Raw genomic sequence first — 22,062 nt, forward strand, 5'->3', positions numbered from 1 at the left:
CGATTAGTCTAATAGAAATTGCCCTTCATGCGCTATGTATGGGGGGCTTTTTTTTAAGGTCTGTTGGCACTGGCACAAATCCAAAACCGGGTTAGGTCAGTTAAGGGGAGCCTATGGTATGTTCGGCCAATATCTGACATGACATTGTAAAGCATTCTCCGACTATGCCACATAACATCCAAGTTCTTAGTCCATCTCATTCTTGCCGTTCGAACAGCGATAAAGTAACCGAACTCTCTTTGCGCAAACACTTTTATCCATCTGGTTTTGAACAAGAGCTTCAAACCAATTTGGATTTTTTCTTAGATGGCGTCGGTGTCGATGAGCAAGCTAAGGTGCCGTTCGATACCTTGTTTGTTGCTGGCTCTGATATAGATCCCCAATACTATGTCAATACCACCGAAATTGGGCTCTACCTGAATATTCTGACGGAAGCCTATTTAAACGGTCATCAAGCCGCGCTCGTTAGGATCAATCAAACGTTAGATGTCTTGTTTGGCGCGCCAACCTGGAATGGCTTGTTTTATTGGCCATATGATATTGTCGAAGGTCAACTGAAACCGCAGGAGGAAGGAATAGTCCCGGCGGTTGATAATGCAAACTTGGCCTTTGCACTCACTGCGGTTTCTGGTGCATTCTTTGATTCAGCTGATGCGTTGGCGGTAAGTGCCGTCAAAAAGATTGACGACATTTTGCAGCGGCAAATTCCCGGCTGGCAACAGCTCTATGAGCCAACCCGAGATCTCCTTTATGCCGGCTGGTCGGCCAAGGATAGCGCTCCTCTGGGGTACTATATTGACCGAAAAGCCAATGAAAGCCGTTTGGCACCGCTTTGGGCCCATTTGATCACCAAAGGTACAAGTAGTCCTGTTCCCAAGTCGGCGTTCGAGAATATGGAGCTCTATACCGGTACCTGTGTTTTGAACGGGCAAAAACTTCGGCCGATGTTGACCTGGGATGGCGCCTATTTCCAAGGCATGCTGCCTGCCATTTGGCTCAATGAAAGGTGCCTTATCCCTGATTACTCTATCATCGAAGATATGACGAAGGTTCAACAGGCGCACTCTGAACAAAACAAGATCCCCTTTGTCTCTTCGGCAGCCACAACCGATGACAGTTATGCTGCTTTCGGTGTGCCCGCTATTTCGGAAGCCGCAGTCCGTTTTGAGCTACAAATTGCTGGTGGCAATACTGGGACGCCTCATGCAACAGCCCTATCATTTATGGTTAATCCACCTGATGCGATCGCACATCTACAATCAATCAAGCAGTTGCACCCAGATATTGAATCGCCTTATGGCTGGTTTGATGCCGTCGATACAAAAGGCAATATGTCGTCGAAATTGATTTCTCTCGATCAAGGGATGTTTGTTTGTTCATTCTTGGCGACAAGTATTAACCAGCAGGTCAAAACGTACCTGAAACATAAAGGTTTATATCCTGATTTAAAGGATATTTATAAGTCGTTTACTCCGAATAACGAATAAATAGCAACAGGTTAGTCTTGTAATGCTATGAGCGATCGAAATAATTGTCATAGCCAAGGTAAGGGAATAGGTCGGCGGTATAGCAAGGCCTAGTTCCTGTATCAATACTGTACACGCACTAATAAAATAAAATTAGAGTAAAAACTCAGATCAAGTGCAAAGATATTGCTGACCAGCTTAGTATCATGAAGTTGTTCTTCCATGTTACAGCAGAGAAAGGAGTGAATAATGAAAAGTTTGACTTTGATTAGCATTATTTCGATAGCTGTGGCGACACCAGCTTTGGCTGCAGATTTTTTTGTTGGCGCTGGTGTTGGTTGGCAGCAAGACGAGATCAAACGTACCTTAGAAACAGATAGTGAGAGTGTTCATTTTCAGGTTCGTGCTGGGGCGATTCTTGAAGAGAATGTGCGTATTACTGCTGCTTATTCTTATAAGGATGATGACGTTACTGCTGATGATCAAAAGTACAAGCACTATATGCACCTCATGACGTTATCTTATGACTATATGCTGCCGTTTGCTTTTGACGGTCGGCTGGCTGGGTTTATTGGGCCAACGGTGGGGCTTTACACCAATGAATTTGACGACAGGCGAAGGACTCACTACACATGGGGCGGCCAAGTCGGTTTGCAGTATCGTCTGTCCCAAAACTGGAGTGTCGATTTATCTTACCGTTATCTGGATATGGATGTTAGTGGCAGCCTGCATGAGTTGGATACAACTCAGCAAGTGACGCTTGCATTGGATCGCCGCTTCTAGCCATTTTGAGCAAGAAGGCTGAGAAAGAAAACCAAGAAAGAAAATACCCCGGTGAAAACGTTGGTTATTGAGGTGCTGTGTTCATTGGGGTATTGCTCTTGGGGTATTTTTTGGTAACTAAACAACTACATAGTTTAGAAGCCTAGCGCTTTTCGCTCCTTGCGGTTCATGTACGGGTAAGGTGCCACGAAAACATCATTCGGAACTTGGTAGTCTGCTCGGGCTTTTTTCAGTTCAGCCATCATGTTCTTGCCAACCTCTTTGTACCTCGGGTCGGGTCTTCGAATACGTTGCTGACTTCTCACTCCGTCATGGTGTGGGACGTTGTGGCCACCTTCCATGTAGTAGTGGTAGTGCACGATAGGACGCTCTTTCTGCCACTGGGCATCGTTATCCTTGCCGGTAAACACATCAAGGAATATTATTCCGCTCCCCGGCAGCCAAAAGCTGCCGAGGACAAAGGCCGTTAATAACCGAGCGCCTTCTTCTCTTGAGCCGTCATGAAGGGATAAGGCGCTTGGTAAACATTATCGGGAACGTCATATTCCTTGCGGGCCGCGTGGAGCTCTTTCATCATGGTTTCGCGGGTTTGTGCGTATTTCGGGCTGTTAAAGACGTTATTGAGTTCGTTCGGATCAGCTTCGAGATCATAGAGTTCAAATTCACCTTTGCCGTTGTTTTCCGAGTAGAAGTTGATCAGCTTGTAGCGTTCGCTGCGCACACCATCATGACGAGGCACGTTGTGTGCACCTTCCATGTAGTAGTGGTAATACACGTAGGGACGCTCGCTCTGCCACTGGGCGTCACTCTGCTCACCGGTCAATACGTTTAGGAAAGATTTACCCTGCATCTCCTCTGGCGTATCCAGGCCGACAGCATCGAGGAAAGTCGGACCGAAGTCGATGTTCTGGATCATCGCCTGCGGACGCTGGTTCGGTGCTATATGGCCCGGCCAGCGAATGATGAATGGCATTTTCATCCCTTCTTCATACATATAGCGTTTCTCGGCCCAACCATGTTCACCGATGAAGAAGCTCTGGTCTGAGCTATATACAACAATGGTGTTGTCAGCGAGATCGTTGGCATCAAGCCAATCAAGTAGCCGGCCGATGTTTTCATCGACGGTAACGGCCGCTGCCGCATACTCTTTCATAAAGCGCTGGTAGTTATATTCGGTCCGGGCTTTCTTCTCTGCTGGGGGCACGTAGCCGTAGCGCATCTTGTATTGTTCCTTGATTACGAATTCGTTTTACATGGTTAAACTTCGAATGGGTTGAGGATTGAGCGGCTTGCTGTTTTTATTGGGAGCTCATTCAATATAAACGTTTCAATCTAGTGGAGCAATTGTGCGTGTATTGGAGGGGAGAGGGGAATGTCATAATTATGATGTATGTCTGCTTTTTCCTCTTCTTCTTGCTGAAAAGTGAGACTTTTTCGACGTTTTCTGTGGCTTACATCCACTTTCCGAGTAAACACTGGCTCGTATTGATCGCTGAAAGAAGTAAATGTTAACTTTGTCACAAGGTGTTCTGTAGAAACGTTTATACTTCTGTGGTTGTTGATGAGGAGTACAGTGCGGCTTGCTGGCAAAGTATCGTTTGTAGTTGAAGGTAGGATACTTTGGTTAATTAAATCATTAGGTTATCCGAATAAAACGGAAGTGTAGCGGGAGTTATTCAAGGATAGCAAAGAAATATAAAGGATAGTGCACAATGGTTGCCACGAAAAAAAATGCTTTAACCACCGCAATGCTGATGCTGTTTTCGGTGGCTTCTGCGCCATCGATGTCAGCTCAACCAGCTCGGGTTGGAACGGCTGCGCCGAATATCTTGCTGATCACTGCAGATGACATGGATTATGGATCATTGGGTGTGACAGGCTCTACCGTACCTGAGATTTCCCCCAATCTGGACCGTTTGGCCAGCCAGGGGATCCGCTTCAACAATGCTTTTGTAACAGTTTCTGTTTGTGAACCATCACGGGGGGTGATAGCGACAGGGCGCTATATTCAAAGCAGTGGGATCGTCGGATTCTACCCAACCACCCAGGAAATTCCCACTTTGGCCGAGGAGCTCAAGGATAATGGATATACCGTAGGTATTCTGGGCAAGGTCAATCACTCGACACCGAAATACGTTGATGATTATGTCTGGGACTACAGTAAGGACAAGGCTGAAATAGGCAGTGGCCGAGGGCCGAAATTGTACCGTAAACACCTGTCGGCATTCATCGATTCTGCAAAGGCGAACAACAAGCCTTTCTTTATGATGGCAAACTCTCACGATCCCCACCGTCCTTATTTTGTCGACAGCCCTAACTATGAACGCAACGGAAAGCAGAGGCCTTCAAGGATCTATCAGCCTGATGAAATACAGGTCCCCAGCTTTCTTCCTGATCTCCCCGAGGCGCGGGTTGAGTTGGCCCAGTATTTCAGTTCCGTGAAGCGATTAGATGACACTGTGGGCGAAATGATGTCAGTGTTAGATGAAAAAGGGGTGAGCGATAACACCATTGTTCTGTTCTTGTCGGATAACGGTATTGCATCACCGTTCGCAAAATCCAATGTCTACCGCAATAGCAACCATACGCCATTCTTTGTCCGGTGGCCGGATAAAATCGATGCGTCAGTAGACGATGAACACTTTATTTCGATGGTGGATTTAATGCCGACCTTGCTCGATGCTGCGGGTATCGAGATCCCTGATTCGCTAGATGGCCGAAGCTTCTTGCCATTATTACAAGGCGATTCCCAGGCAGATCGTGACTATGTTTTTACTCAGTATCACGAAAATGCTGGTGGTCGGGTTTTCCCGATGGCGGCAGTGCAAAATTCAGACTGGCTGTATATCTTCAACCCTTGGGCTGTTGGGGGCCGGGTTTACAAAACATCGGCGAACAACAGCGATACATTTAAAGCCATGAAGAAGTTGGCTTCGGATAATCCTGAAATCAAAGAACGGGTCGATTTTTTCCTCAATCGTACTGTGACCGAATTGTATGATTTGCGCACCGATCCAGATGCAACAAACAATCTGGCAGGCAAAAGCGAGTTCAAAGAACAGCAAATGAAAATAGCAGAAATGATGCGACAGCATATGGAACAATATCATGATCCCCTGTTAGAGCTGTTCCAAAAACGTGAAGATAACGATTTCTTGGTAAGCCGCACCGCAGAGTTACAGGCTGAAACAAGGCAGAGAAAGAAAATCCACCGCCAACTGAGTGGCGGAAAATAAGTCATCAATAAATGATAATTGCAGTGGCCGAAAGAGCAGCAGTGAATAACTGCTGCTCTTTTTATTTGTTGCTTGATCGCTGCTCTAGTATGGTGAAGGCTTACTGTGAGCTAAAGATCATCCCTGTTATTAACATAACGAAGGAATTTGGTATGTCCGAATGTTGCTCCAAATCTAATTGCACGGACTCTTTCTCTAAAAAGCATGTTTGTCCGTTAAACGGAAAGCAATACAACGTGGTCTCCCCTGAAACCATCAAGCATCATATTAAGTCTCCTTGGATGTGGCGGCCTAAGAACCAGGGATATTATTTCTGCTCCGATCCAGATTGCCCTGTGGTGTATTTTGGCCAGGACGGTTCGGTAATCGAAGTTGGCTCGGTGCGTAATAAAGTGGGTATCAAATCATTATCCAGCAATGCCTTAGTATGTTATTGCTACGGCATTACGAGAGAAGACATTCAGGATGAGCCCCGAATACGTGAGTTCGTGATCCAAGAGAAAAAGAGTGGAAATTGTTCATGCAAGGCTAGAAACCCATCAGGTAAATGTTGCCTGGCGGACTTTCCTAAAAAGGCCGGTCGCTAGCCTCGCACTACTCCTGGAAGACCCGTTTGGCAACCTGTTCGAGCTTTATTCGCACTCATACGAAGATACTTACGCATCTGATTACGAGCAATAGTGCTCTTAGTCATTAAGACGAAGTTAATTATCAGGACTGGTCGAAATACCAGTCCTTTTCGCGTTTTAATCTAAGTTAGACAAACCGCTTTACGGCAAACGCTATAGCCTCAGTATGCGCTTCAATATACAGCGAGTAAGTAATGGGCTGAGGTGAGTCAGTGATTTAGTTAAATGAGCATTCCAGCGAATATTTAAGGTATAGGAAATTGCGATAGGCAAATTACAATACCTGCTCTTGAATTTTGCTTAACTCAATAACGAAGAGACGAAAAAGGCGTTAGCAAATTCTACTCTGCTAACGCCTTAAATAAATAGAACATCATGTTATGCTAGATGAACATGTTCAAGTTTAGTGATGATGCTTAATCAATGTCACAATCAGTACAACTTTGTAGTGCAATTTCGTGCTCAAAGACTGCTGTCTCGTTACCTTCGGCCAGTAGCTCTGCAATTTCATCTGCTACTTCTTGCTCATCTTCCGCTTCAACCTGATTCGCGAGTTCCTCTTCTGAGTAGCCGTAGAAATTTAGCAATAAGTAATCACGCGCTTCGTCCTTGGTACAAGTCACGTTCACCGAAAGATCTGGTTCAACGTTGCCTTGCGCGATAATCTCAGCCAGTTGCGCTAGGACATCCTCTTTCATCGCGGCCGTTAACCAGCCAAGATCAGTGCTTACTTTGGTTTTTTTACAGTTAAAACAAGGAAGTTGGTGAAAGTAATATTGAAAATCAGTCATAGGTGTTTTCTTCTTTGTGTGTCGTATAGCAAGATTATGCGCATTTTCTAGCAAAATACTATCTCAATAGACATTGAAAACTGGATTACCACGGATGATGTTGGTGTATGCAATGTAGTACGAGGTAATGCAGTTTACTTAGCGAATACGATTAGCCTGGTTGTTTTGGGTTTAGTGAAGTGATAGAGCTATCGACGTTAAAAACTTTGCGGCCAAAATTTGTCAGGGGAAATTTACCCATAACGTTCAGCAGAAACAGTCCCCAAGTTTTGTTGATAACGCCTATGAACCCAAGAGTTGCAGGTCGGTATAACTTCTAAACTTAGACCCAAATGTGGATAACAGTTACTGCTTTTTACGCTATGTTTGTCCAGGGTAAGGGGGATGGTTCATGATTTATCGGATGCTTGCAGACCTTGTCGTAATACTGCACCTTTTATTTATCATCTTTGCGTTGCTCGGAGGCTCGCTGGTGCTATGGCGTGGCTATATGCTACTGGTTCATGTTCCGGCAGCGCTATGGGTTGCTGTGATCAGTTTCAAAGGCTGGATCTGCCCTCTAACGCCATTGGAAAATCAATTGAGGCAAGCGGCAGGTGGCGAAGGTTATCCGGGAGGATTTGTCGAGCACTATATCATTCCTGTGATTTACCCGGTTGGATTACGTTTTGATGTTCAGTTTCTGCTGGGGATGGTGGCTATAGGGATCAATATCGTTATTTATGCGCTCGTATATTACTGGTGCAAGCTCAGGCATGACAGGTGGCGGGAATGAAATGCATATTGGTTACCTTAGTGGTGTTCTACGCACTTTTTGCTCTTACTTTTTGTTCCCTGCAACGTCAGTTTCTCTATTATCCCCAGCCTGCCAGTGACGCTTATGGTGAGATGAATATCAGCTTTGTTGTTGATGGGGAAGAGCTTTTAGGGTGGGTGCTTAATGAGGGGCAACCTGAGGCGTTAATTTATTACGGTGGGAACGCAGAAAGTATTGAAGCCAATATTCCATTGTTCAGGGCGGTAATTCCGAATCATACCATTTATCTGATCCCTTACCGAGGTTATGGAAACAACATAGGTACGCCTACAGAGAAGGTCTTATATAGTGATGCTGTACAGATCTTTAAGTCAGTGAAAAGTAAACATGATTCAGTATCCCTGATGGGTAGGAGTCTTGGTTCAGGTATTGCCACATATGTGGCGGCTAATCGGCAAGTGGACAAGCTTATCTTGGTGACCCCATTTGATAGCATTGAAAATGTCGCAAAAGATATCTATTGGATGTTCCCCGTTTCCTTGGTGATCAAAGACAGATACCGATCTGCAGATAGGGTGAAAGATATTACGGCTCAAACCTATATCTTTATTGCAGGGGAGGATAGGGTGATCCACAGGTCGAGAACCGATCAGCTCATCGATGAATTTGGCGATCAGTTGGTAGAGGTGGTTGTCATTACGGGGGCTGGTCATAATACTATTTCGCAATTTCCAGCCTACGTGTCAGGGCTGAAGCGGGCATTGGATTAGCTCATCCCACCCCCCAGAGCCAACTCAAAAGAGCGTTGGTCCTGTGGGTGGGAAATGGTTAAGACTTACTCTGTTACCGTATCTGGAGAATGGGTAGGCATTACGACTTTGATGTCGGCTAGGCCATATTTGAACTCAGCTAGGTTAGAATAAACGGGCGCTTCATCCGGACCGCCCTGTTGTATATGGGTTACCAATTTCTCAACATACTGCAAAGCATTGAAGCTCACGGCACCGTTTATATTGGTGAAGAAATCTTTGATTGGTAGCTCAATATCAGATGCTTGCCCCTTGTTTACCCCTGCCTTTGTCAGGTTAAAAAAGACAGATTCCGAGCTCGGATAACCACCTGTGGTCTCGCCAGTCGCATTGACTATTGGGGTTTCCATTTTTATGACTAGATAGGTGTCAGCCCCTGCTGGTAGGTCGATGGCATTGGTTGGCATGAAGTACTTCAGTTGCAGTGTGCCATCCATATAGTGGCTGAGATCTAAACGAGAAACGGCCATGTCCTGGAGGTTTTTTGCCAAATCGATGGCAAATATGAGCAGGCTGCGACTGCTTGGATCCCAATTGTTGGCGGCGGTGTAATGAATGCCATTATAACGGATTGTACCCTCGTCGGTTGAATTGCCGGGGTTTAGCTGAATGGCTTTACCACGAGTTGTGCTGATTGTTTTCGTTTGCCCTTCTTGCACCCATGCTGAGCCGCGGTAAATACTTTGTGCTAGCACTGAAGTATCTTCAGTGAGAACAATCGAGTCACCATTATTTAAACAGCCCTGTACGTTATTCGAGCCAGGTTTTTCTGTGATGGAGTTGGCGATGATACGGGCATCACTGAATTCATAACCAATCGACCCGGATGTTTCCAGTGACATTGCCACGTCGACAGCGTTGATATCTAAGCCTTGCTCCTCGAAGCAGGTGAGCGGAACACGTATCAACTGCGATTGTTCTGCATTGATTGAAGCAGATACTGCACTGGTAATATCGATAGTTGCCTTTGTTTCACCGGATGCCATAGTGAGTGAAACAGTATTTAGTTCATCAGCGGTATTGAGCACATCGAAATTGTTGGTTTTAACTTTAAATTGGAGTGTGCCGTTCTTGTTTTCATTACCGTTGGCGGCATTGATATCATATCCCTTACCATCTGAGGAAAAGACAATGGCGGCTTTGTCGTCGGTAATTGAAACGGTTAGCGGTTCCTTGATGGCTGTTTCGCCTGCTACGGTGATATTACCGTGTACTATGTTGTTATCGCCACTGACAGCCAGGGCGTTGTCGTCCTTATCGATAAGGTAAATAGCGTATGGACTTGTAGCTTCTTGATCCGGAGCATCTGGATAATATATAGCGACTTCTCTTGGAAGTTTGAGATCCTCGTCATTACCACTTCCATTATCCCCTCCGCTATTGTCTCCGCCGTCGTCTGGGTTGGTGACTTCGCCACTATTGCCGCTACCATTACTGTCTTTAGCGTCTTCGACACAACCCGATAGGCTGAGGATTGCCGCGGTTAAAAGCGCCAAGTATTTCATTTTAACTTCCATATTCTATCTCCTGTTAAATCGATGTAGGGGGATTTGCCTGCTGTAGCTTGGTGCCATTCTTTTCATTCTTTCTTGGAATAATTTGGAAAAGCTATCCCTTAACGCTTTTTGGGATGTATTGTTTGGTTGCTTGAGTTCGCTGTTTTCCCGCCTGGCTTTGCTAAAAAATACTATTTACTTCCATTTCGTTTACTTAGTTACAAGTTGAAACGTTTCTATTCTGTTTGTTTGAAACATACTGCACTTGTGGCTGGGATACAACACAGCAAAGCGGTAAAGTGTGACCACTGAACACATTTTATTACATGGTGTGACATAAATCGTGTTACGTGCTGCGACCGTTGGTTGACATGCTTGGTCGTTTAGGAGGTAGGAAAGAAGCATAACTTACAGTGTAAATTCAAACTTTTCATGATATTAACGGCCAAATAACAGAGTTTGATTGTGATGTGACTCATATAATGAGAATTTGGTTGCGAGGGGGATTTTGCTTTCAAGGCCAGTAATTACGCAGCCTTGTGGGGATTTACATTGATTTACATATGGTAATAGGTAGTTGTGAAGAGTGGTCGAAACGTTTATCCTTTTGCTTGTTTCTTACAAAGCTTGATAGGGGGGGGGCATTTAGCACTTTGGGCGATGGTGTTTTTGTTGCAAAGGATTTTGCCTTTATGAAGGCTTTGAAAGCACACATCGCAGTTCTAAATGATGGAATCAAGCTGTGATGATAATGCGTTTTAAAACTGGATATATACGCACTATAGATGGAATAACTATGAATAAAATTATACCTATATTATTTGGTTCTCTGGTCTGTACCGGTTATGCCAACGCAGCAGATAACGGCGAGTTTCTCATCATGGAAGATGATGTCGATATCATTCGGAGAGTGCCTGAATACTCAACTTACAATATACCCAAGAGAACCTCTTTCTTTACTGGTATGGAATACAATGAAACGGTTTCGGACTATTTCGCCAGAACAGAGAATATCAAGTATGTTGTTGCCGATGGTTCGACAAGATTGCATGATAATTGGCGGATCCGCTATGTATTGAGTCAGATCCAAAATAAATCAGGCATTGAACAGGAAAGCAGTTACAAGAAGACGAACTTCACCATTGCACCTCGCTACGAGCAATGGGTGAATCCTTGGTTTAGCTTTTTTGCAGAGCCGGTTTATGTCCATCAGTCTGATCCCGATGCAGGCCTGACCAACACAGAAATCAAGCTTCGTCCTGGCTTACAGTTTACCTATGGCAAGCATGGCCTGAACACAGTTTATACTTATAGCATGGTTGAGAAAGAAACTGAAAATGAAAATATCAACAAAGAGTTTGATACCTTTGAAGTAAAAGCCAACTACTTATATCGCTATGGTTCTAGATTGAATTTCGGGTTTGAGTTTACGCGTAATGGTTATGTTGATAATTCAGATCCTCAATTCCGTCGCCGGGCTTTTGCTGTTAAACCTTCTGTGCGTATCAAGCATTGGAAAGGTATTGTGACTGAAATCAGCACACCGTATAACTACAATGAAGCGGGAGTAAAGTTGAGTGGATCTGAAACGGTTAAAATCAACTTGAATAATAACTATCCCATTAATAAAAATATGAAACTTATTGCTAATTTTGGTTATTCCATAGTGAAGCTTCACGAAGCCGGAATTGACAAAGAAACTGATAAGAATGGATTTAATGCAAAACTAGGTTTCAACTTGTCATTCTAAATAAAGGTGATTCAGCTGTAAACTTCATCGTTAACCTGATGCTTGAATGTTATTGGCTTGTGCACTACATCAATAGTTGCGAATAGTTTATCCCCAACCAATGGAAGTTGCTTGGGGATAGTTTTTTCCGACTTTCACATCTTGCCTGCTGTAAAGCTCGAAAGTCTAGGGATCATATATATCAATACTTAAAATAATTAGACGTAATATTGACTGTTATTAGTGAAAATGTTTATTGTTTTTCCTGTCGGAAGTAATTAAAAGACCACCGCAACCAGTCTTGCTCCAAATAATACCTTCTTCAACTTCATAGCCATCAAATAGTTGGCGTGCTCTATCTGTGGCCTGATGTATGTCATTAAATTCACCAAGTTGAATATTGATGTATTGTCCGGTGGTGTTATTGGATAGCTCTTTTCCTGTCTCATCGAGGAATATAGCGATGTAATTCATGCCGCGACCCTTATTCCGTTCGATAAAGTTCTGACAACATATTTACACCATTCAACATCTGCGTGGAGTAAGTTGATCTTCCTGTCTATTGCAAGTTGGGTTAAAGGTTCAGAATCATTTCTTATTTTTGTTAATTCAGATATTTTTTTAACTAATTCACTGTGCATGTCGATAAAATATTGCGGATCACCCAAGGTTAACCTTGAGTACGCTTCATCCTGCTGGATTTTTATCGTTGCTGATTGAAGTTTTTTACTACTTACGACACTCGAACCTTTTGGGGTTATTTTATAAACTTTTTTATCTGGCTTGTTTGTTTGGTTCACTTCTTGGCAAGTGAGATATCCTCTGTTTTTCAGTTTTAACAAAGTTCTATATATTTGTTGGTGTGAGGATTTCCAAGGTGATTGATTGATTTTTTTTGTAAGATCATAGCCGGTAGCCTCACTTTCTAATAAGTTGGCTAAGACGACGACTTCTAGATTTCCTATCATATATCCTCTTCTAAATCTGTTGTTGCACATATTATTATTTTAATTTTTAGTTTATCTTCTAGCCGGTATATTGCGGTTTGTTGTACGACCAATTTCCACATCTGCTAACGATTTCTTCATCATTTGCAGTTATGGGGGAATAATACTCAGCCTAAAACACGATAATTGGTGTGTTTTTGTGCTGGTCTGGTATGAACTTTACAGCATAATTTCACCCCCATCAATTGAAACGTTTCGAATTGTGACCGTTTTCAAATCATGTGATGGCCGAAAAGAACAGAGCACAGTAATATTCGGTAAGAACTGTTATGTAGGACAAGTAGCGATAATGTGTTGCTTGCGCTTTATTGCTTTGTGGTGATGAGGATTTTGGGAGATGATTGTTTTCTAAATATATATTTGAATTTGTACAGGTCATTTTGCGACAAATAAGAACGGTTTTCTAAAGTTGTAACCGCTATAACAATAATTATCTGTTGTGGTAGACGAATTCTTCCGGGAAGATAACATTCCCTTCGTCGAATATCTCCCCCCCTTTTTATTTTTATTTTAGTATTATGACAAACAATAACTTTAAACGATGTGTAATTGCAGGTGTCGCTTCCGTTTTGTTGAGCGGTTGTGTTGGTAGTAATGTCGCAACCAGTAAGTTAATGGAATATAACGTAAAAGCTGTGGATAACCGCTATGCTCGTGGTGGTTTGAATATCGCAATGTCGCCGTTATATGCTGTTACTGTGAGTGCTGACTATCTAGTACTTAACTCGCTGGAGTTTTGGACTGGTGAAAACCCTGTGAGTGGTCAGGCTCATATCTTTGATACAAAGACGGATACGTGGTTGGATATCAATAACAATATCGATGAGTCACTGCATTCTGCTCCTATTAAAGTTAGCTCATCAGAATGAAAGTGACTATTTGCCTATAATCAAAGATGCTAGTGATGATCGAATATTCTCGTTTTAAAATAGATGATAATCATGTTTTATCTATTTTATAGCATATAAAAACAATGTAATATTGGTACTCTTAGGCTTGCCCCTGCTATTTCTGCGCAGGGGCTTTTTTATAACCGCTGTTTTAGATATTGTTTTGGCGTAAGACTGAGGTATTTTTTCATCGCGCGCGAAAAATTGGCAGGGTCGGAGTAGCGCATTTTTTCTGCTACGCTTTGAACGCTATACCCCTGGTTCAGCAGTTGCGTGGATTTTTCGATTTTCTTCTTATTTACATAGTCACGAAACGTAGTGTTATTACTCAAAAAAACACGCTGAAGTGTTCTTTCTGAAACACCGAAAAGGTGGGCAACAAATTCGATACTGAACGCCTCATGCTCCCAGAAAGTATCAACTACCCCCGTCAGCCTTGTTAAGGCACCTTCATTTACCTTATTCAGGTCGTACGCTGGAGCGGGGACTCGATCGATATCGATCAACACCGGCACGAAGTTATTTTTCGCACCATAGATTACTTTTTTGTTTACTGTTTGCCCGGTAATTTTTGCTTTGGGATGGCACTGATGGTGGAACGCCAAGTAACAGGGCTGCCAGTTGCTCCCTAGTATTCTTTTTAGGTGGTTGATAATGAAAAAGGACGTAAATTCATTGGCATGGCCGTAACTTCGGTTGGTTTCTGTCAATGAACTGGAGTGGCAAATACGCAGCTCATGACCCTCGTATTCCAGCCATAGTTGGAAATGTGAGCCTTGAAGATGCCGAAGAGAAATCAATGTATGCAGGAAGCTGTTCAGATCGTCGGTACCAAGTAACTTATTTTCTAAACTTGGGTGCAGTATACCCTTATCAATGAACTGGGCAGCGTAGAAACCTAGATCGTTGTGGTTGGTCGACTTTGCCACTGCGTCTATAAGCACGCTTAACAGGTGCGAGGGTAGGTAAAGAGACGGATCTACCAATGTCTTTCTATCAATACTGAACTGCTTTAAAAACGTAGAGGGATCACGGCCGTGTTCATCGAGGAAGCGAAGAAATGGTCTACTGAGAGCTGCGCGGCAAACTGGTAATGATCTCATGAGATGAAAGTGCATTGAATTATGCTCAAACTGTATATTAATGCACCTTGAGAGTGGCTGAATGAGGCGGGGTTTACTGCTTGAGTGTCTTTTTCGTGGTATGAATCGAGACTGAGCAAATATTTTTATTTTTTATCGTCTTTTTCTGATGGCGTTCGTCTTAATGGTAGATAAACAATCACAGCGAGTTCGAAATGCTTAAAGTTGTTAGCTTCAAAATCTGCCCATTTGTCCAGCGTGTGACTGCAGCATTGGCGGCCCGCAATATTCCTTACGGGGTTGAGTACATTAGCCTGAAGGACAAGCCACAGTGGTTTTTGGATATTTCCCCAAATGGCCAAGTCCCTTTGCTTATCACCGAATCTGGAACGGCTCTGTTCGAGTCTGATGCCATTATTGAATACATTGAGGATCAGTATGGACCGCTTGAAACTGAGGTGACTAATGAGCAACGTGCGCTTGATAGGGCTTGGAGTTACCTGGGTGCCAAGAACTACATGACCCAGTGCGGCACCATGAGCAGCAAAGACAAGGCAACCTTTGAACAGCGTAACGAGAAGTTTGTTACCGCTTTTGCCAAGGTAGAAAAACAGTTGTCAGGTCAAACTCGCTTCTTCAAATCAGATAGTATCAGCAATGTTGATATCGCTTGGTTGCCTTTACTTCATCGGGCCCACATTATCAAACAGCATACGGGTTATGATTTCTTGTGTGGGTTGCCGAAAACACAGGCATGGCAGCAGGCGGTTATGGCGTCTGGATTGGTTGAACCATCTGTGGCCGAGGATTTCGAGCAGCATTTCACCAACTTCTATCTGTCAGATACCTATCTGAAAACAGGTCTAGAGTTGCAAAGTAGCACGGCGTGTACCACAAGCAGTTGTTGCGGCTAAAATTTAGTCATATCTTATATTTAGGAAGGTTATGGGGATACCCATAGCCTTTTTGCGTTGGAGAGTAGTTGTGCTGGAGAGAGAGATGCCTGGAAGTACAATTCGTATTGAGGATGTATGGCAGCAATACCAGACGAGCCTTAAGCGTTTTTTGCATTCGAACGTATCGTGTCCGGATGATGTCGATGATCTGTTGCAGGATATTTTGATCAAGACTTACCAGCAGATCGGTACGGTTAAAGACAAGAACAAGCTGAAATCTTGGCTGTTTCAATTGGCCAATAACACCATTATCGACTTCTACCGTAAACGGGCACGAAGCAAAGATGTTACCGAAGATGAGCTTTGGTATACCGAAGGTGGGGAAAGTATTCACAGTCAGCTCTCGCATTGTATTCAGCCGTTTATCCAAGCCTTGCCTGAAGAAGATGCGCAGCTGTTAAGTGAGATTGAACTCAATGGCACCTCGCAAAAAGACTATGCCGAACAGCATGGAATGAAATACTCGACGTTGAAGTCTCGGGTGCAGAAAAGCCGTGAAAAGCTCAACCGTTTGTTCAATGAATGCTGCGAGGTGAAGGTTGATAGTCATGGTAATATTATCGACTTCGAACAAAGGAAGAAGTGTAGGAATGAATGCTAGATCCTGTTTTTTATTATGAATATCCCATCACACATCATTGATAAAGTCGCTCAGTCACTAGGTGCTGAAGGTGTCGCTAACGTTGAGCATATCCAAAGCCTTTGGAGTGGCTATGGCGAGCTGGTAAGGCTGTATTTCGACGGGGGCAGTATGCCTTCTGTGATTGTGAAATACATCCTGTTGCCAAGCTCCGAAGCGCAGTCACCTGGGCATCCCAGAGGATGGAATACATCCCGCTCTCATCAGCGAAAATTGGACTCTTACCAAGTCGAAGTGAACTGGTATCGACATTATGCAAACCAATGTAAGGCGCCGGTGCCTCAGTGTTTGCTGGTGGAGCAGCATGACGATGAGATTTTGTTGGTGCTGGAAGATTTGGCGGTATCGGGATACAGCCAAGTGCACAAAAGTATCGAGCAGCCTTCTCTTCTGGCCTGTTTACGCTGGTTGGCTCAGTTCCACGCCCAGTATATGGTTCATGCCCAGTTTGTGGCTCGAGCAGCAAATCCTGATACCCACTCGGAAGGGCTTTGGCCAACAGGTACCTATTGGCATTTGGCCACTCGCCCGGATGAGTTGACCGTGCTAGAAGACCAAGCACTCAAAGCCGCTGCTGAGCGTTTAGATAGCACGCTAGCACATAGCCGATACCAGACACTGGTGCATGGTGATGCCAAGCTGGCTAACTTCTGTTTTACGCCTGAGGCTAGTGAAGTGGCTGCCGTCGATTTCCAGTATGTCGGTGGCGGCTGTGGCATGAAAGATGTGTGCCTGTTCCTTAGCAGTGTGCTCGATTTTAACGAAAGTGTGGCTAATAACGAGGCTAAAGTTCAAGGTTACCTTGATGCGTATTTTGCTGCGCTGAAGCAGGCATTGCTTGACTACCACCCAGAGATTGATGGCAATGATGTCGAGCAGCAATGGCGCCCTATGTATTGCGTTGCCTGGGCTGACTTCCAGCGGTTTATGAAAGGGTGGTGCCCCGATCATTGGAAGATAAATCCTTATACTGAACAACTTACTGAATCAGCGCTAAAGTGGTTGGTAAAATCGGTAAAACAATAACTTTTTGCACGAAGTTGCTCTGTTTGCATAATCTAGGTTCTTATTTCTAGATTATTTCCTCACTATAAGCTTGGTGGCTTATGTTTGTGCACATGAGCTGCTCCCACGCGTTTCTCTCCTATAATTACGCGAAATGGAGTTCTTAGTGGATAACCAAGCTTCGACAAAGCGATTCAAGCATTTCTACGCATCGGATCTTAGAGGGATCGGGCAGCTCGTAACCCAGGCAGCAATAAGTACCACTCGGATCGCCGAAGGGGTGCACCAGTCAGTCTGGCGTACGATGGGCGTGCCGGGTGGGTCAACCCCGGACAGAACCCGGGGTCTGACAGGGTTTGTTTATAAAAATATCTACAAAATTACCGAGCTACTGGGTAATGGAATCGATAAAGTCCTAGAGAAAAAACAGCCTTGGCTTGAGTCCTTCGACGAAGGTAAAAAGGAAACTCTGGAGCGTATTTCAGTGCTGTCGGCACTTAATGGGGTGATGGGTGATAGGCTGGTTGAACAAGATAATCAATTTGCGATCCCAATGAGTTTTTATTACCAGCAAGAGCCATTGTCTTTGGACGATTTACACGCCGGCCAAATTCCACAAGCGACATCGAAAGTACTGCTGATGATCCATGGGCTGTGCATGAATGATCGCCTCTGGCAAGGGGAGCATGACGGGGTTGAGGTTGATCATGGCCTTCAATTGTCAGCGTCTTTAGGCTATACCCCCGTTTATCTTCGTTATAATACCGGGTTGCATACCTCGCAAAACGGCAGGCAACTATCGGATCTGCTTGAGCAGTTTGTCAAAAACTGGCCAGCACCGATAGAAGAGCTGTCTATTGTTGCCCATAGCATGGGTGGGTTAGTGGCAAGAAGTGCTGTGTATTATGGCCAGGAACAGGCAATGACGTGGCCCGACACGCTGAAAAACCTGGTATTTTTGGGGACGCCTCATCATGGTGCGCCTTTAGAGCGGATAGGTAATAAGTTGGGCATTATCCTGAGTAAAACACCTTACACTGCCCCTTTCAATTTACTCAGTAATCTACGTAGTTCAGGGATCACCGATTTACGCTACGGCAATGTGATCGATCAAGACTGGCAAGGTGTCGATCGTTTTCATAATAAACCCGATGGGCGTATTGGTGTGCCGTTACCACAGGGCATTGATTGTTTTGCGATTGCCGCCACCACTGCAACACAAAGAAGCGTGTTGGCGGAACGATTGATTGGTGATGGGCTTGTACCACTAAACAGTGCTTTGGGGCATCACTCAGTAGTCGAGCACCACCTTATGTTTGCCGAGCCATCCCAGAAAATATTCTATGAAATGAACCATAATCAGTTATTGAGCGACCCGCAGGTTACCCAACAACTTGAAATGTGGTTAGCAAATAACGTTAAGTCGGAAGATACCAAGTGAAAGAAAAGTCTTTGTGATTCAATAGCCTTATCAATTGTACAGAGGATGGTATACCCATAGCCTAAGCTTAAAGCTAGTAACTATTGTCAGCAAAGAGAGCCGTATTGTGAACATAGTGAACGTCGACCAAGGCAATATGCAGGTATACCTCAATTTATCGCAGCCTTATGAAGCTGAGTTTTCTGTTTATACCAAGAAGGTGCCAGATGAGAATGGTCTGTTCTTTAGGGACACCCTGATTGGCGGCAATGTCAGAGGCTTTTTACTCTATATCGATAATGCGCCGGCAGGATTGGCAGCTATTGCGGAAACCTCACAAGGCCACTATGAAGTCTGTGATTTCTATGTGGTGCCTGTTTTCCGCCAGAATAAGATGGGGCAGCAATTTGCCCATCAACTGTTCACCATGATGCCCGGTGACTGGGAAAGCAAGCAAATTGAAGGCGCTGTACACGCGATTGCTTTTTGGCGTAGGGCAATCGGTGCCTTCACCCACGAACACTATGTGGAAGATATCTTCCAGGATCCGTATTGGGGACCGGTAACCCGTCAGTGTTTCTCGACACTTCAGTCTAGAGCCCACTAACTCTTCGTTTTATCCATTCTTGCTTCAATCACGCTGTATCAGTCCTCCTTGTTACCCAGTGCTAGGCTGGGAAGGAGGATTGGTTATCTCGTTATTGTTGTGTTTTGTTGCATATAAGCATGTCACGAAATAAGTAAAAATTCATGTTAGAGTAGTGATTATTTACCTTATTGTATTACAATAGCATCAATTAATTTTTTCGCCACCCCATACACTTTTATTGAATAAGAGAGTTAGCATGAGCAACCAAAAGTCTCTTGATGCGATCAGGAAGATGAAGCTGGAGAACGATACTTCAGCGGGTAACCTTGTAGACCTACTCCCTATCGAAGTACAGAAACGTGACTTCGACCTTTCTTTCCTAGACAACTTGAGCGAAGAGCGTCCTCGTCTTCTGGTTCAAGCGAAAGATCTGGCAGATTTTAAAGCGAAGGTGCAGGCTGACGAGTCATACTGCATGTTCGACGATTTCTGGAACAACTCGACAGTTAAGTTCCTTGACACCGAACCATACGCAGAGCCTAAGCCTTACCCAGAAGAAACAGTAGGTAAAGCGTCGCTATGGCGTCCTTACTGGCGTCAAATGTACGTTGACTGCCAGATGGCACTTAACGCAACACGTAATTTGGCAATTGCGGGTATCGTGAAAGAAGACGAAGCGCTGATCGCGAAAGCAAAAGCGTGGACTCTGAAGTTGTCTACTTATGATCCTGAAGGCGTGACCTCTCGCGGCTACAACGATGAAGCTGCGTTCCGTGTTATCGCTGCAATGGCTTGGGGTTACGACTGGCTACACGCTCACTTCACAGACCAAGAGCGCCAGCAGGTTCAAGATGCACTGATTGAGCGTTTAGACGAGATCATGCATCACCTGAAAGTAACGGTCGATCTGCTGAACAACCCCCTGAACAGCCACGGTGTTCGTTCTATCTCTTCTGCGATCATCCCAACCTGTATCGCGCTATACCATGACCACCCGAAAGCGGGTGAGTACATTGCTTACGCACTAGAGTACTACGCAGTACACTACCCGCCATGGGGCGGTGAAGACGGCGGTTGGGCTGAAGGCCCTGACTACTGGAACACCCAGACAGCATTTCTAGGCGAAGCGTTCGATCTGCTGAAAGCCTACTGTGGCGTAGATATGTTCAACAAGACATTCTACGAAAACACCGGTGATTTCCCGCTTTACTGTATGCCTGTTCACTCTAAGCGTGCGAGCTTCTGTGACCAGTCTTCAATCGGTGATTTCCCTGGCCTAAAACTGGCTTACAACATCAAGCACTACGCAGGTGTTAACCAGAAGCCTGAGTACGTTTGGTACTACAACCAGCTTAAAGGTCGTGATACTGAAGCACATACTAAATTCTACAACTTCGGTTGGTGGGACTTCGGCTACGACGATCTTCGCTTCAACATCCTATGGGATGCACCTGAAGAGAAAGCACCGTCTAACGACCCACTGCTGAAAGTGTTCCCAATCACAGGTTGGGCGGCGTTCCACAACAAGATGACTGAGCGTGATAACCACATTCACATGGTATTCAAGTGTTCACCATTTGGTTCTATCTCTCACTCACACGGTGACCAGAACGCATTCACCCTGCACGCTTTCGGTGAGACCCTAGCAGCTATCACTGGTTACTACGGTGGATTCGGTGTAGACATGCACACCAAGTGGCGTCGTCAAACGTTCTCTAAGAATCTGCCTCTATTTGGCGGCAAGGGTCAGTACGGCGAGAACAAAAACACTGGCTACGAAAACCACCAAGACCGCTTCTGTATCGAAGCTGGCGGCCAGATCACTGACTTCGACACTGAGTCTGACGTGAAGATGGTTGAAGGTGATGCGACGGCTTCATACCAGTACTTCGTCCCTGAAATCGAGTCTTACAAGCGTAAGATCTGGTTCGTACAGGGCAAAGTCTTCGTGATGCAGGACAAGGCGACGCTTTCTGAAGAGAAAGACATGACTTGGTTGATGCACACCACGTTTGCAAACGAAGTGGCTGACAACTCGTTCACTATCCGCGGTGAGAATGCGCACCTAGACGTGAACTTCATCAACGAGTCTGCAGACAACATCCTTTCTGTGAAGAACGTTGAAGGTTTCGGCGAGGTTGACCCATACGAGTACAAGGATCTAGACATCCACCGTCACGTAGAAGTCGAGTTCGGCGCGGCTAAAGAGCACAACATCCTAACGCTGCTTGTTCCAAACAAGAATAACGGCGAGCAGGTTGAGGTGTCTCACAAGCTTGAAGGCAATACGCTGATGCTATCTGTTGACGGCGAAACGGTCACTATCGAGCTGTAACAGCCAAACTGTTTAACGTCTGTCTGAGAGACAGTGAAAAGGTCCTAGGTTGATAAACCTAGGACCTTTTTGTTGCTGTCATATGTCACTAAAGACCAGCAGATAGGGTGAGAGCGAAACATTTTGTACACCAGGGGGAATTGATGTGTTTAACATTTCACTCTCGGGGGAACCGTTTGGATAGTTGGTCCTTAAGCTATTAGCTCACCAAGTTATCTGTTCACCAAGGAATTAGTTCAACAGGTTTTTCATTTCCTGGGCCACTTTATCGACCTTCCCCATACCAACGATAACTTGTAGGCCGCCAGAGCCGATGTGACCTGCTCCCCGCTTTCTAATCCAGCCATAACTTAGTAATGTTCATCTTATAAGAAGGAAGGTGAATATGAAGAAGCGATTCAACGAACAGCAGATCATTGCCATTCTCAAGGAAGCGGAGGCG

General features: G+C 44.7%; 20 protein-coding genes and 2 pseudogenes. 15 read left to right on the forward strand and 7 right to left on the reverse strand.

Translation table 11 applies throughout. The annotated features are described in order from the left end of the window. Positions 1-164: 164 nt before the first annotated feature. Together C9J03_RS16470 and C9J03_RS16475 are read left to right on the forward strand one after the other, a co-directional pair. Entirely contained in the window at positions 165-1,487 is a 1,323-nt protein-coding gene (locus tag C9J03_RS16470) for a membrane protein (protein ID WP_044620634.1), read from the forward strand. A gap of 228 nt (positions 1,488-1,715) precedes the next feature. Further along, positions 1,716-2,249 carry a porin family protein gene (locus tag C9J03_RS16475; RefSeq protein ID WP_044620635.1) on the forward strand — a complete coding sequence of 178 codons (534 nt, stop codon included), beginning with the start codon at positions 1,716-1,718 and terminating at the stop codon, positions 2,247-2,249. 134 nt (positions 2,250-2,383) lie between these two features. Here C9J03_RS16475 and C9J03_RS16480 read toward each other — a convergent pair whose 3' ends face one another. Together C9J03_RS16480 and C9J03_RS16485 are read right to left on the reverse strand one after the other, a co-directional pair. After that, positions 2,384-2,659 carry a hypothetical protein gene (locus tag C9J03_RS16480; protein ID WP_044620636.1) on the reverse strand — a complete coding sequence of 92 codons (276 nt, stop codon included), beginning with the start codon at positions 2,657-2,659 and terminating at the stop codon, positions 2,384-2,386. A gap of 56 nt (positions 2,660-2,715) precedes the next feature. Further along, entirely contained in the window at positions 2,716-3,468 is a 753-nt protein-coding gene (locus C9J03_RS16485; RefSeq protein ID WP_052829565.1) for a sulfatase/phosphatase domain-containing protein, read from the reverse strand. A gap of 493 nt (positions 3,469-3,961) precedes the next feature. Here C9J03_RS16485 and C9J03_RS16490 point away from each other — a divergent pair, with 493 nt between their 5' ends. The 3 genes and pseudogenes from C9J03_RS16490 to C9J03_RS16495 all read left to right on the forward strand — a co-directional run. Then, positions 3,962-5,485: a sulfatase family protein gene (locus C9J03_RS16490; RefSeq protein ID WP_052829566.1), complete on the forward strand. Its 1,524-nt coding sequence runs from the start codon at positions 3,962-3,964 to the stop codon at positions 5,483-5,485. A gap of 152 nt (positions 5,486-5,637) precedes the next feature. Next, on the forward strand, positions 5,638-6,072 hold the full coding sequence (locus C9J03_RS27325; protein ID WP_420813015.1) for a putative iron-sulfur cluster-binding metallochaperone: 435 nt from the start codon (positions 5,638-5,640) through the stop codon (positions 6,070-6,072). A 13-nt stretch (positions 6,073-6,085) separates the two neighbouring features. Next, positions 6,086-6,166, forward strand: a pseudogene (locus C9J03_RS16495) (glyoxalase); the annotation flags it as partial. Positions 6,167-6,530: 364 nt separating this feature from the next. On the opposite strand, the gene C9J03_RS16500 reads toward C9J03_RS16495, so the two are convergent. Then, complete coding sequence (locus C9J03_RS16500) at positions 6,531-6,905, reverse strand: hypothetical protein (RefSeq protein ID WP_044620637.1); 375 nt, start codon at positions 6,903-6,905, stop codon at positions 6,531-6,533. Between the two features lie 391 nt (positions 6,906-7,296). Here C9J03_RS16500 and C9J03_RS16505 point away from each other — a divergent pair, with 391 nt between their 5' ends. Both C9J03_RS16505 and C9J03_RS16510 read left to right on the forward strand, forming a co-directional pair. Further along, positions 7,297-7,680: a DUF2784 domain-containing protein gene (locus C9J03_RS16505; protein ID WP_044620638.1), complete on the forward strand. Its 384-nt coding sequence runs from the start codon at positions 7,297-7,299 to the stop codon at positions 7,678-7,680. After that, on the forward strand, positions 7,677-8,432 hold the full coding sequence (locus C9J03_RS16510) for an alpha/beta hydrolase (protein ID WP_044620639.1): 756 nt from the start codon (positions 7,677-7,679) through the stop codon (positions 8,430-8,432). The genes C9J03_RS16505 and C9J03_RS16510 overlap by 4 nt, the downstream gene beginning before the upstream one ends. A 65-nt stretch (positions 8,433-8,497) precedes the next feature. Here the strand turns inward: C9J03_RS16510 and C9J03_RS16515 are convergent, their stop codons facing one another. Beyond that, on the reverse strand, positions 8,498-9,988 hold the full coding sequence (locus C9J03_RS16515) for a putative glycoside hydrolase (protein WP_044620640.1): 1,491 nt from the start codon (positions 9,986-9,988) through the stop codon (positions 8,498-8,500). A gap of 775 nt (positions 9,989-10,763) precedes the next feature. Here C9J03_RS16515 and C9J03_RS16525 point away from each other — a divergent pair. After that, a complete protein-coding gene (locus tag C9J03_RS16525; RefSeq protein WP_044620642.1) occupies positions 10,764-11,717 on the forward strand; it encodes a hypothetical protein in 954 nt (317 codons plus the stop codon). A gap of 219 nt (positions 11,718-11,936) precedes the next feature. Here C9J03_RS16525 and C9J03_RS16530 read toward each other — a convergent pair whose 3' ends face one another. Then, positions 11,937-12,170 (reverse strand): hypothetical protein, encoded by a 234-nt coding sequence (locus tag C9J03_RS16530; protein ID WP_044620643.1) that lies wholly within the window; start codon positions 12,168-12,170, stop codon positions 11,937-11,939. Then, positions 12,167-12,664 carry a PadR family transcriptional regulator gene (locus C9J03_RS16535; protein ID WP_052829567.1) on the reverse strand — a complete coding sequence of 166 codons (498 nt, stop codon included), beginning with the start codon at positions 12,662-12,664 and terminating at the stop codon, positions 12,167-12,169. The genes C9J03_RS16530 and C9J03_RS16535 overlap by 4 nt, the downstream gene beginning before the upstream one ends. A 557-nt stretch (positions 12,665-13,221) precedes the next feature. On the opposite strand from C9J03_RS16535, the pseudogene C9J03_RS16540 reads away from it, so the two are divergent. After that, a pseudogene (locus tag C9J03_RS16540) lies at positions 13,222-13,551 on the forward strand (DUF3332 family protein); the annotation flags it as partial. A gap of 179 nt (positions 13,552-13,730) precedes the next feature. Here C9J03_RS16540 and C9J03_RS16545 read toward each other — a convergent pair. Then, positions 13,731-14,696: a helix-turn-helix transcriptional regulator gene (locus C9J03_RS16545; RefSeq protein WP_211300772.1), complete on the reverse strand. Its 966-nt coding sequence runs from the start codon at positions 14,694-14,696 to the stop codon at positions 13,731-13,733. A gap of 194 nt (positions 14,697-14,890) precedes the next feature. On the opposite strand from C9J03_RS16545, the gene C9J03_RS16550 reads away from it, so the two are divergent. The 6 genes from C9J03_RS16550 to C9J03_RS16575 all read left to right on the forward strand — a co-directional run bounded on the left by C9J03_RS16550 (position 14,891) and on the right by C9J03_RS16575 (position 21,620). Continuing rightward, positions 14,891-15,589: a glutathione S-transferase family protein gene (locus C9J03_RS16550; RefSeq protein ID WP_044620645.1), complete on the forward strand. Its 699-nt coding sequence runs from the start codon at positions 14,891-14,893 to the stop codon at positions 15,587-15,589. A gap of 85 nt (positions 15,590-15,674) precedes the next feature. Further along, positions 15,675-16,232, forward strand: a complete 558-nt coding sequence (sigZ, locus tag C9J03_RS16555; RefSeq protein ID WP_231580613.1) for an RNA polymerase sigma factor SigZ — start codon at positions 15,675-15,677, stop codon at positions 16,230-16,232. Positions 16,233-16,247: 15 nt separating this feature from the next. Further along, entirely contained in the window at positions 16,248-17,297 is a 1,050-nt protein-coding gene (locus C9J03_RS16560; protein ID WP_044620646.1) for a phosphotransferase, read from the forward strand. 145 nt (positions 17,298-17,442) lie between these two features. After that, complete coding sequence (locus C9J03_RS16565) at positions 17,443-18,717, forward strand: lipase family alpha/beta hydrolase (RefSeq protein WP_107291730.1); 1,275 nt, start codon at positions 17,443-17,445, stop codon at positions 18,715-18,717. Positions 18,718-18,823: 106 nt separating this feature from the next. Continuing rightward, positions 18,824-19,303, forward strand: a complete 480-nt coding sequence (locus C9J03_RS16570; RefSeq protein ID WP_044620648.1) for a GNAT family N-acetyltransferase — start codon at positions 18,824-18,826, stop codon at positions 19,301-19,303. A gap of 238 nt (positions 19,304-19,541) precedes the next feature. After that, positions 19,542-21,620 (forward strand): DUF4962 domain-containing protein, encoded by a 2,079-nt coding sequence (locus tag C9J03_RS16575; RefSeq protein WP_044620649.1) that lies wholly within the window; start codon positions 19,542-19,544, stop codon positions 21,618-21,620. Positions 21,621-22,062: the final 442 nt, after the last annotated feature.

Origin of the sequence: Photobacterium gaetbulicola (genome assembly GCF_003025515.1) — a bacterium.
Taxonomy (GTDB): Bacteria; Pseudomonadota; Gammaproteobacteria; order Enterobacterales; family Vibrionaceae; genus Photobacterium; species Photobacterium gaetbulicola.

Coding starts and splice junctions, on each gene's coding strand:
- C9J03_RS16470 (WP_044620634.1), top strand. CDS start 165: ATGCCACATAACATCCAAGTTCTTAGTCCATCTCATTCTTGCCGTTCG.
- C9J03_RS16475 (WP_044620635.1), top strand. CDS start 1,716: ATGAAAAGTTTGACTTTGATTAGCATTATTTCGATAGCTGTGGCGACA.
- C9J03_RS16485 (WP_052829565.1), bottom strand. CDS start 3,468: ATGCGCTACGGCTACGTGCCCCCAGCAGAGAAGAAAGCCCGGACCGAA.
- C9J03_RS16490 (WP_052829566.1), top strand. CDS start 3,962: ATGGTTGCCACGAAAAAAAATGCTTTAACCACCGCAATGCTGATGCTG.
- C9J03_RS27325 (WP_420813015.1), top strand. CDS start 5,638: ATGTCCGAATGTTGCTCCAAATCTAATTGCACGGACTCTTTCTCTAAA.
- C9J03_RS16500 (WP_044620637.1), bottom strand. CDS start 6,905: ATGACTGATTTTCAATATTACTTTCACCAACTTCCTTGTTTTAACTGT.
- C9J03_RS16505 (WP_044620638.1), top strand. CDS start 7,297: ATGATTTATCGGATGCTTGCAGACCTTGTCGTAATACTGCACCTTTTA.
- C9J03_RS16510 (WP_044620639.1), top strand. CDS start 7,677: ATGAAATGCATATTGGTTACCTTAGTGGTGTTCTACGCACTTTTTGCT.
- C9J03_RS16515 (WP_044620640.1), bottom strand. CDS start 9,988: ATGGAAGTTAAAATGAAATACTTGGCGCTTTTAACCGCGGCAATCCTC.
- C9J03_RS16525 (WP_044620642.1), top strand. CDS start 10,764: ATGAATAAAATTATACCTATATTATTTGGTTCTCTGGTCTGTACCGGT.
- C9J03_RS16530 (WP_044620643.1), bottom strand. CDS start 12,170: ATGAATTACATCGCTATATTCCTCGATGAGACAGGAAAAGAGCTATCC.
- C9J03_RS16535 (WP_052829567.1), bottom strand. CDS start 12,664: ATGATAGGAAATCTAGAAGTCGTCGTCTTAGCCAACTTATTAGAAAGT.
- C9J03_RS16545 (WP_211300772.1), bottom strand. CDS start 14,696: ATGAGATCATTACCAGTTTGCCGCGCAGCTCTCAGTAGACCATTTCTT.
- C9J03_RS16550 (WP_044620645.1), top strand. CDS start 14,891: ATGCTTAAAGTTGTTAGCTTCAAAATCTGCCCATTTGTCCAGCGTGTG.
- sigZ (WP_231580613.1), top strand. CDS start 15,675: ATGCCTGGAAGTACAATTCGTATTGAGGATGTATGGCAGCAATACCAG.
- C9J03_RS16560 (WP_044620646.1), top strand. CDS start 16,248: ATGAATATCCCATCACACATCATTGATAAAGTCGCTCAGTCACTAGGT.
- C9J03_RS16575 (WP_044620649.1), top strand. CDS start 19,542: ATGAGCAACCAAAAGTCTCTTGATGCGATCAGGAAGATGAAGCTGGAG.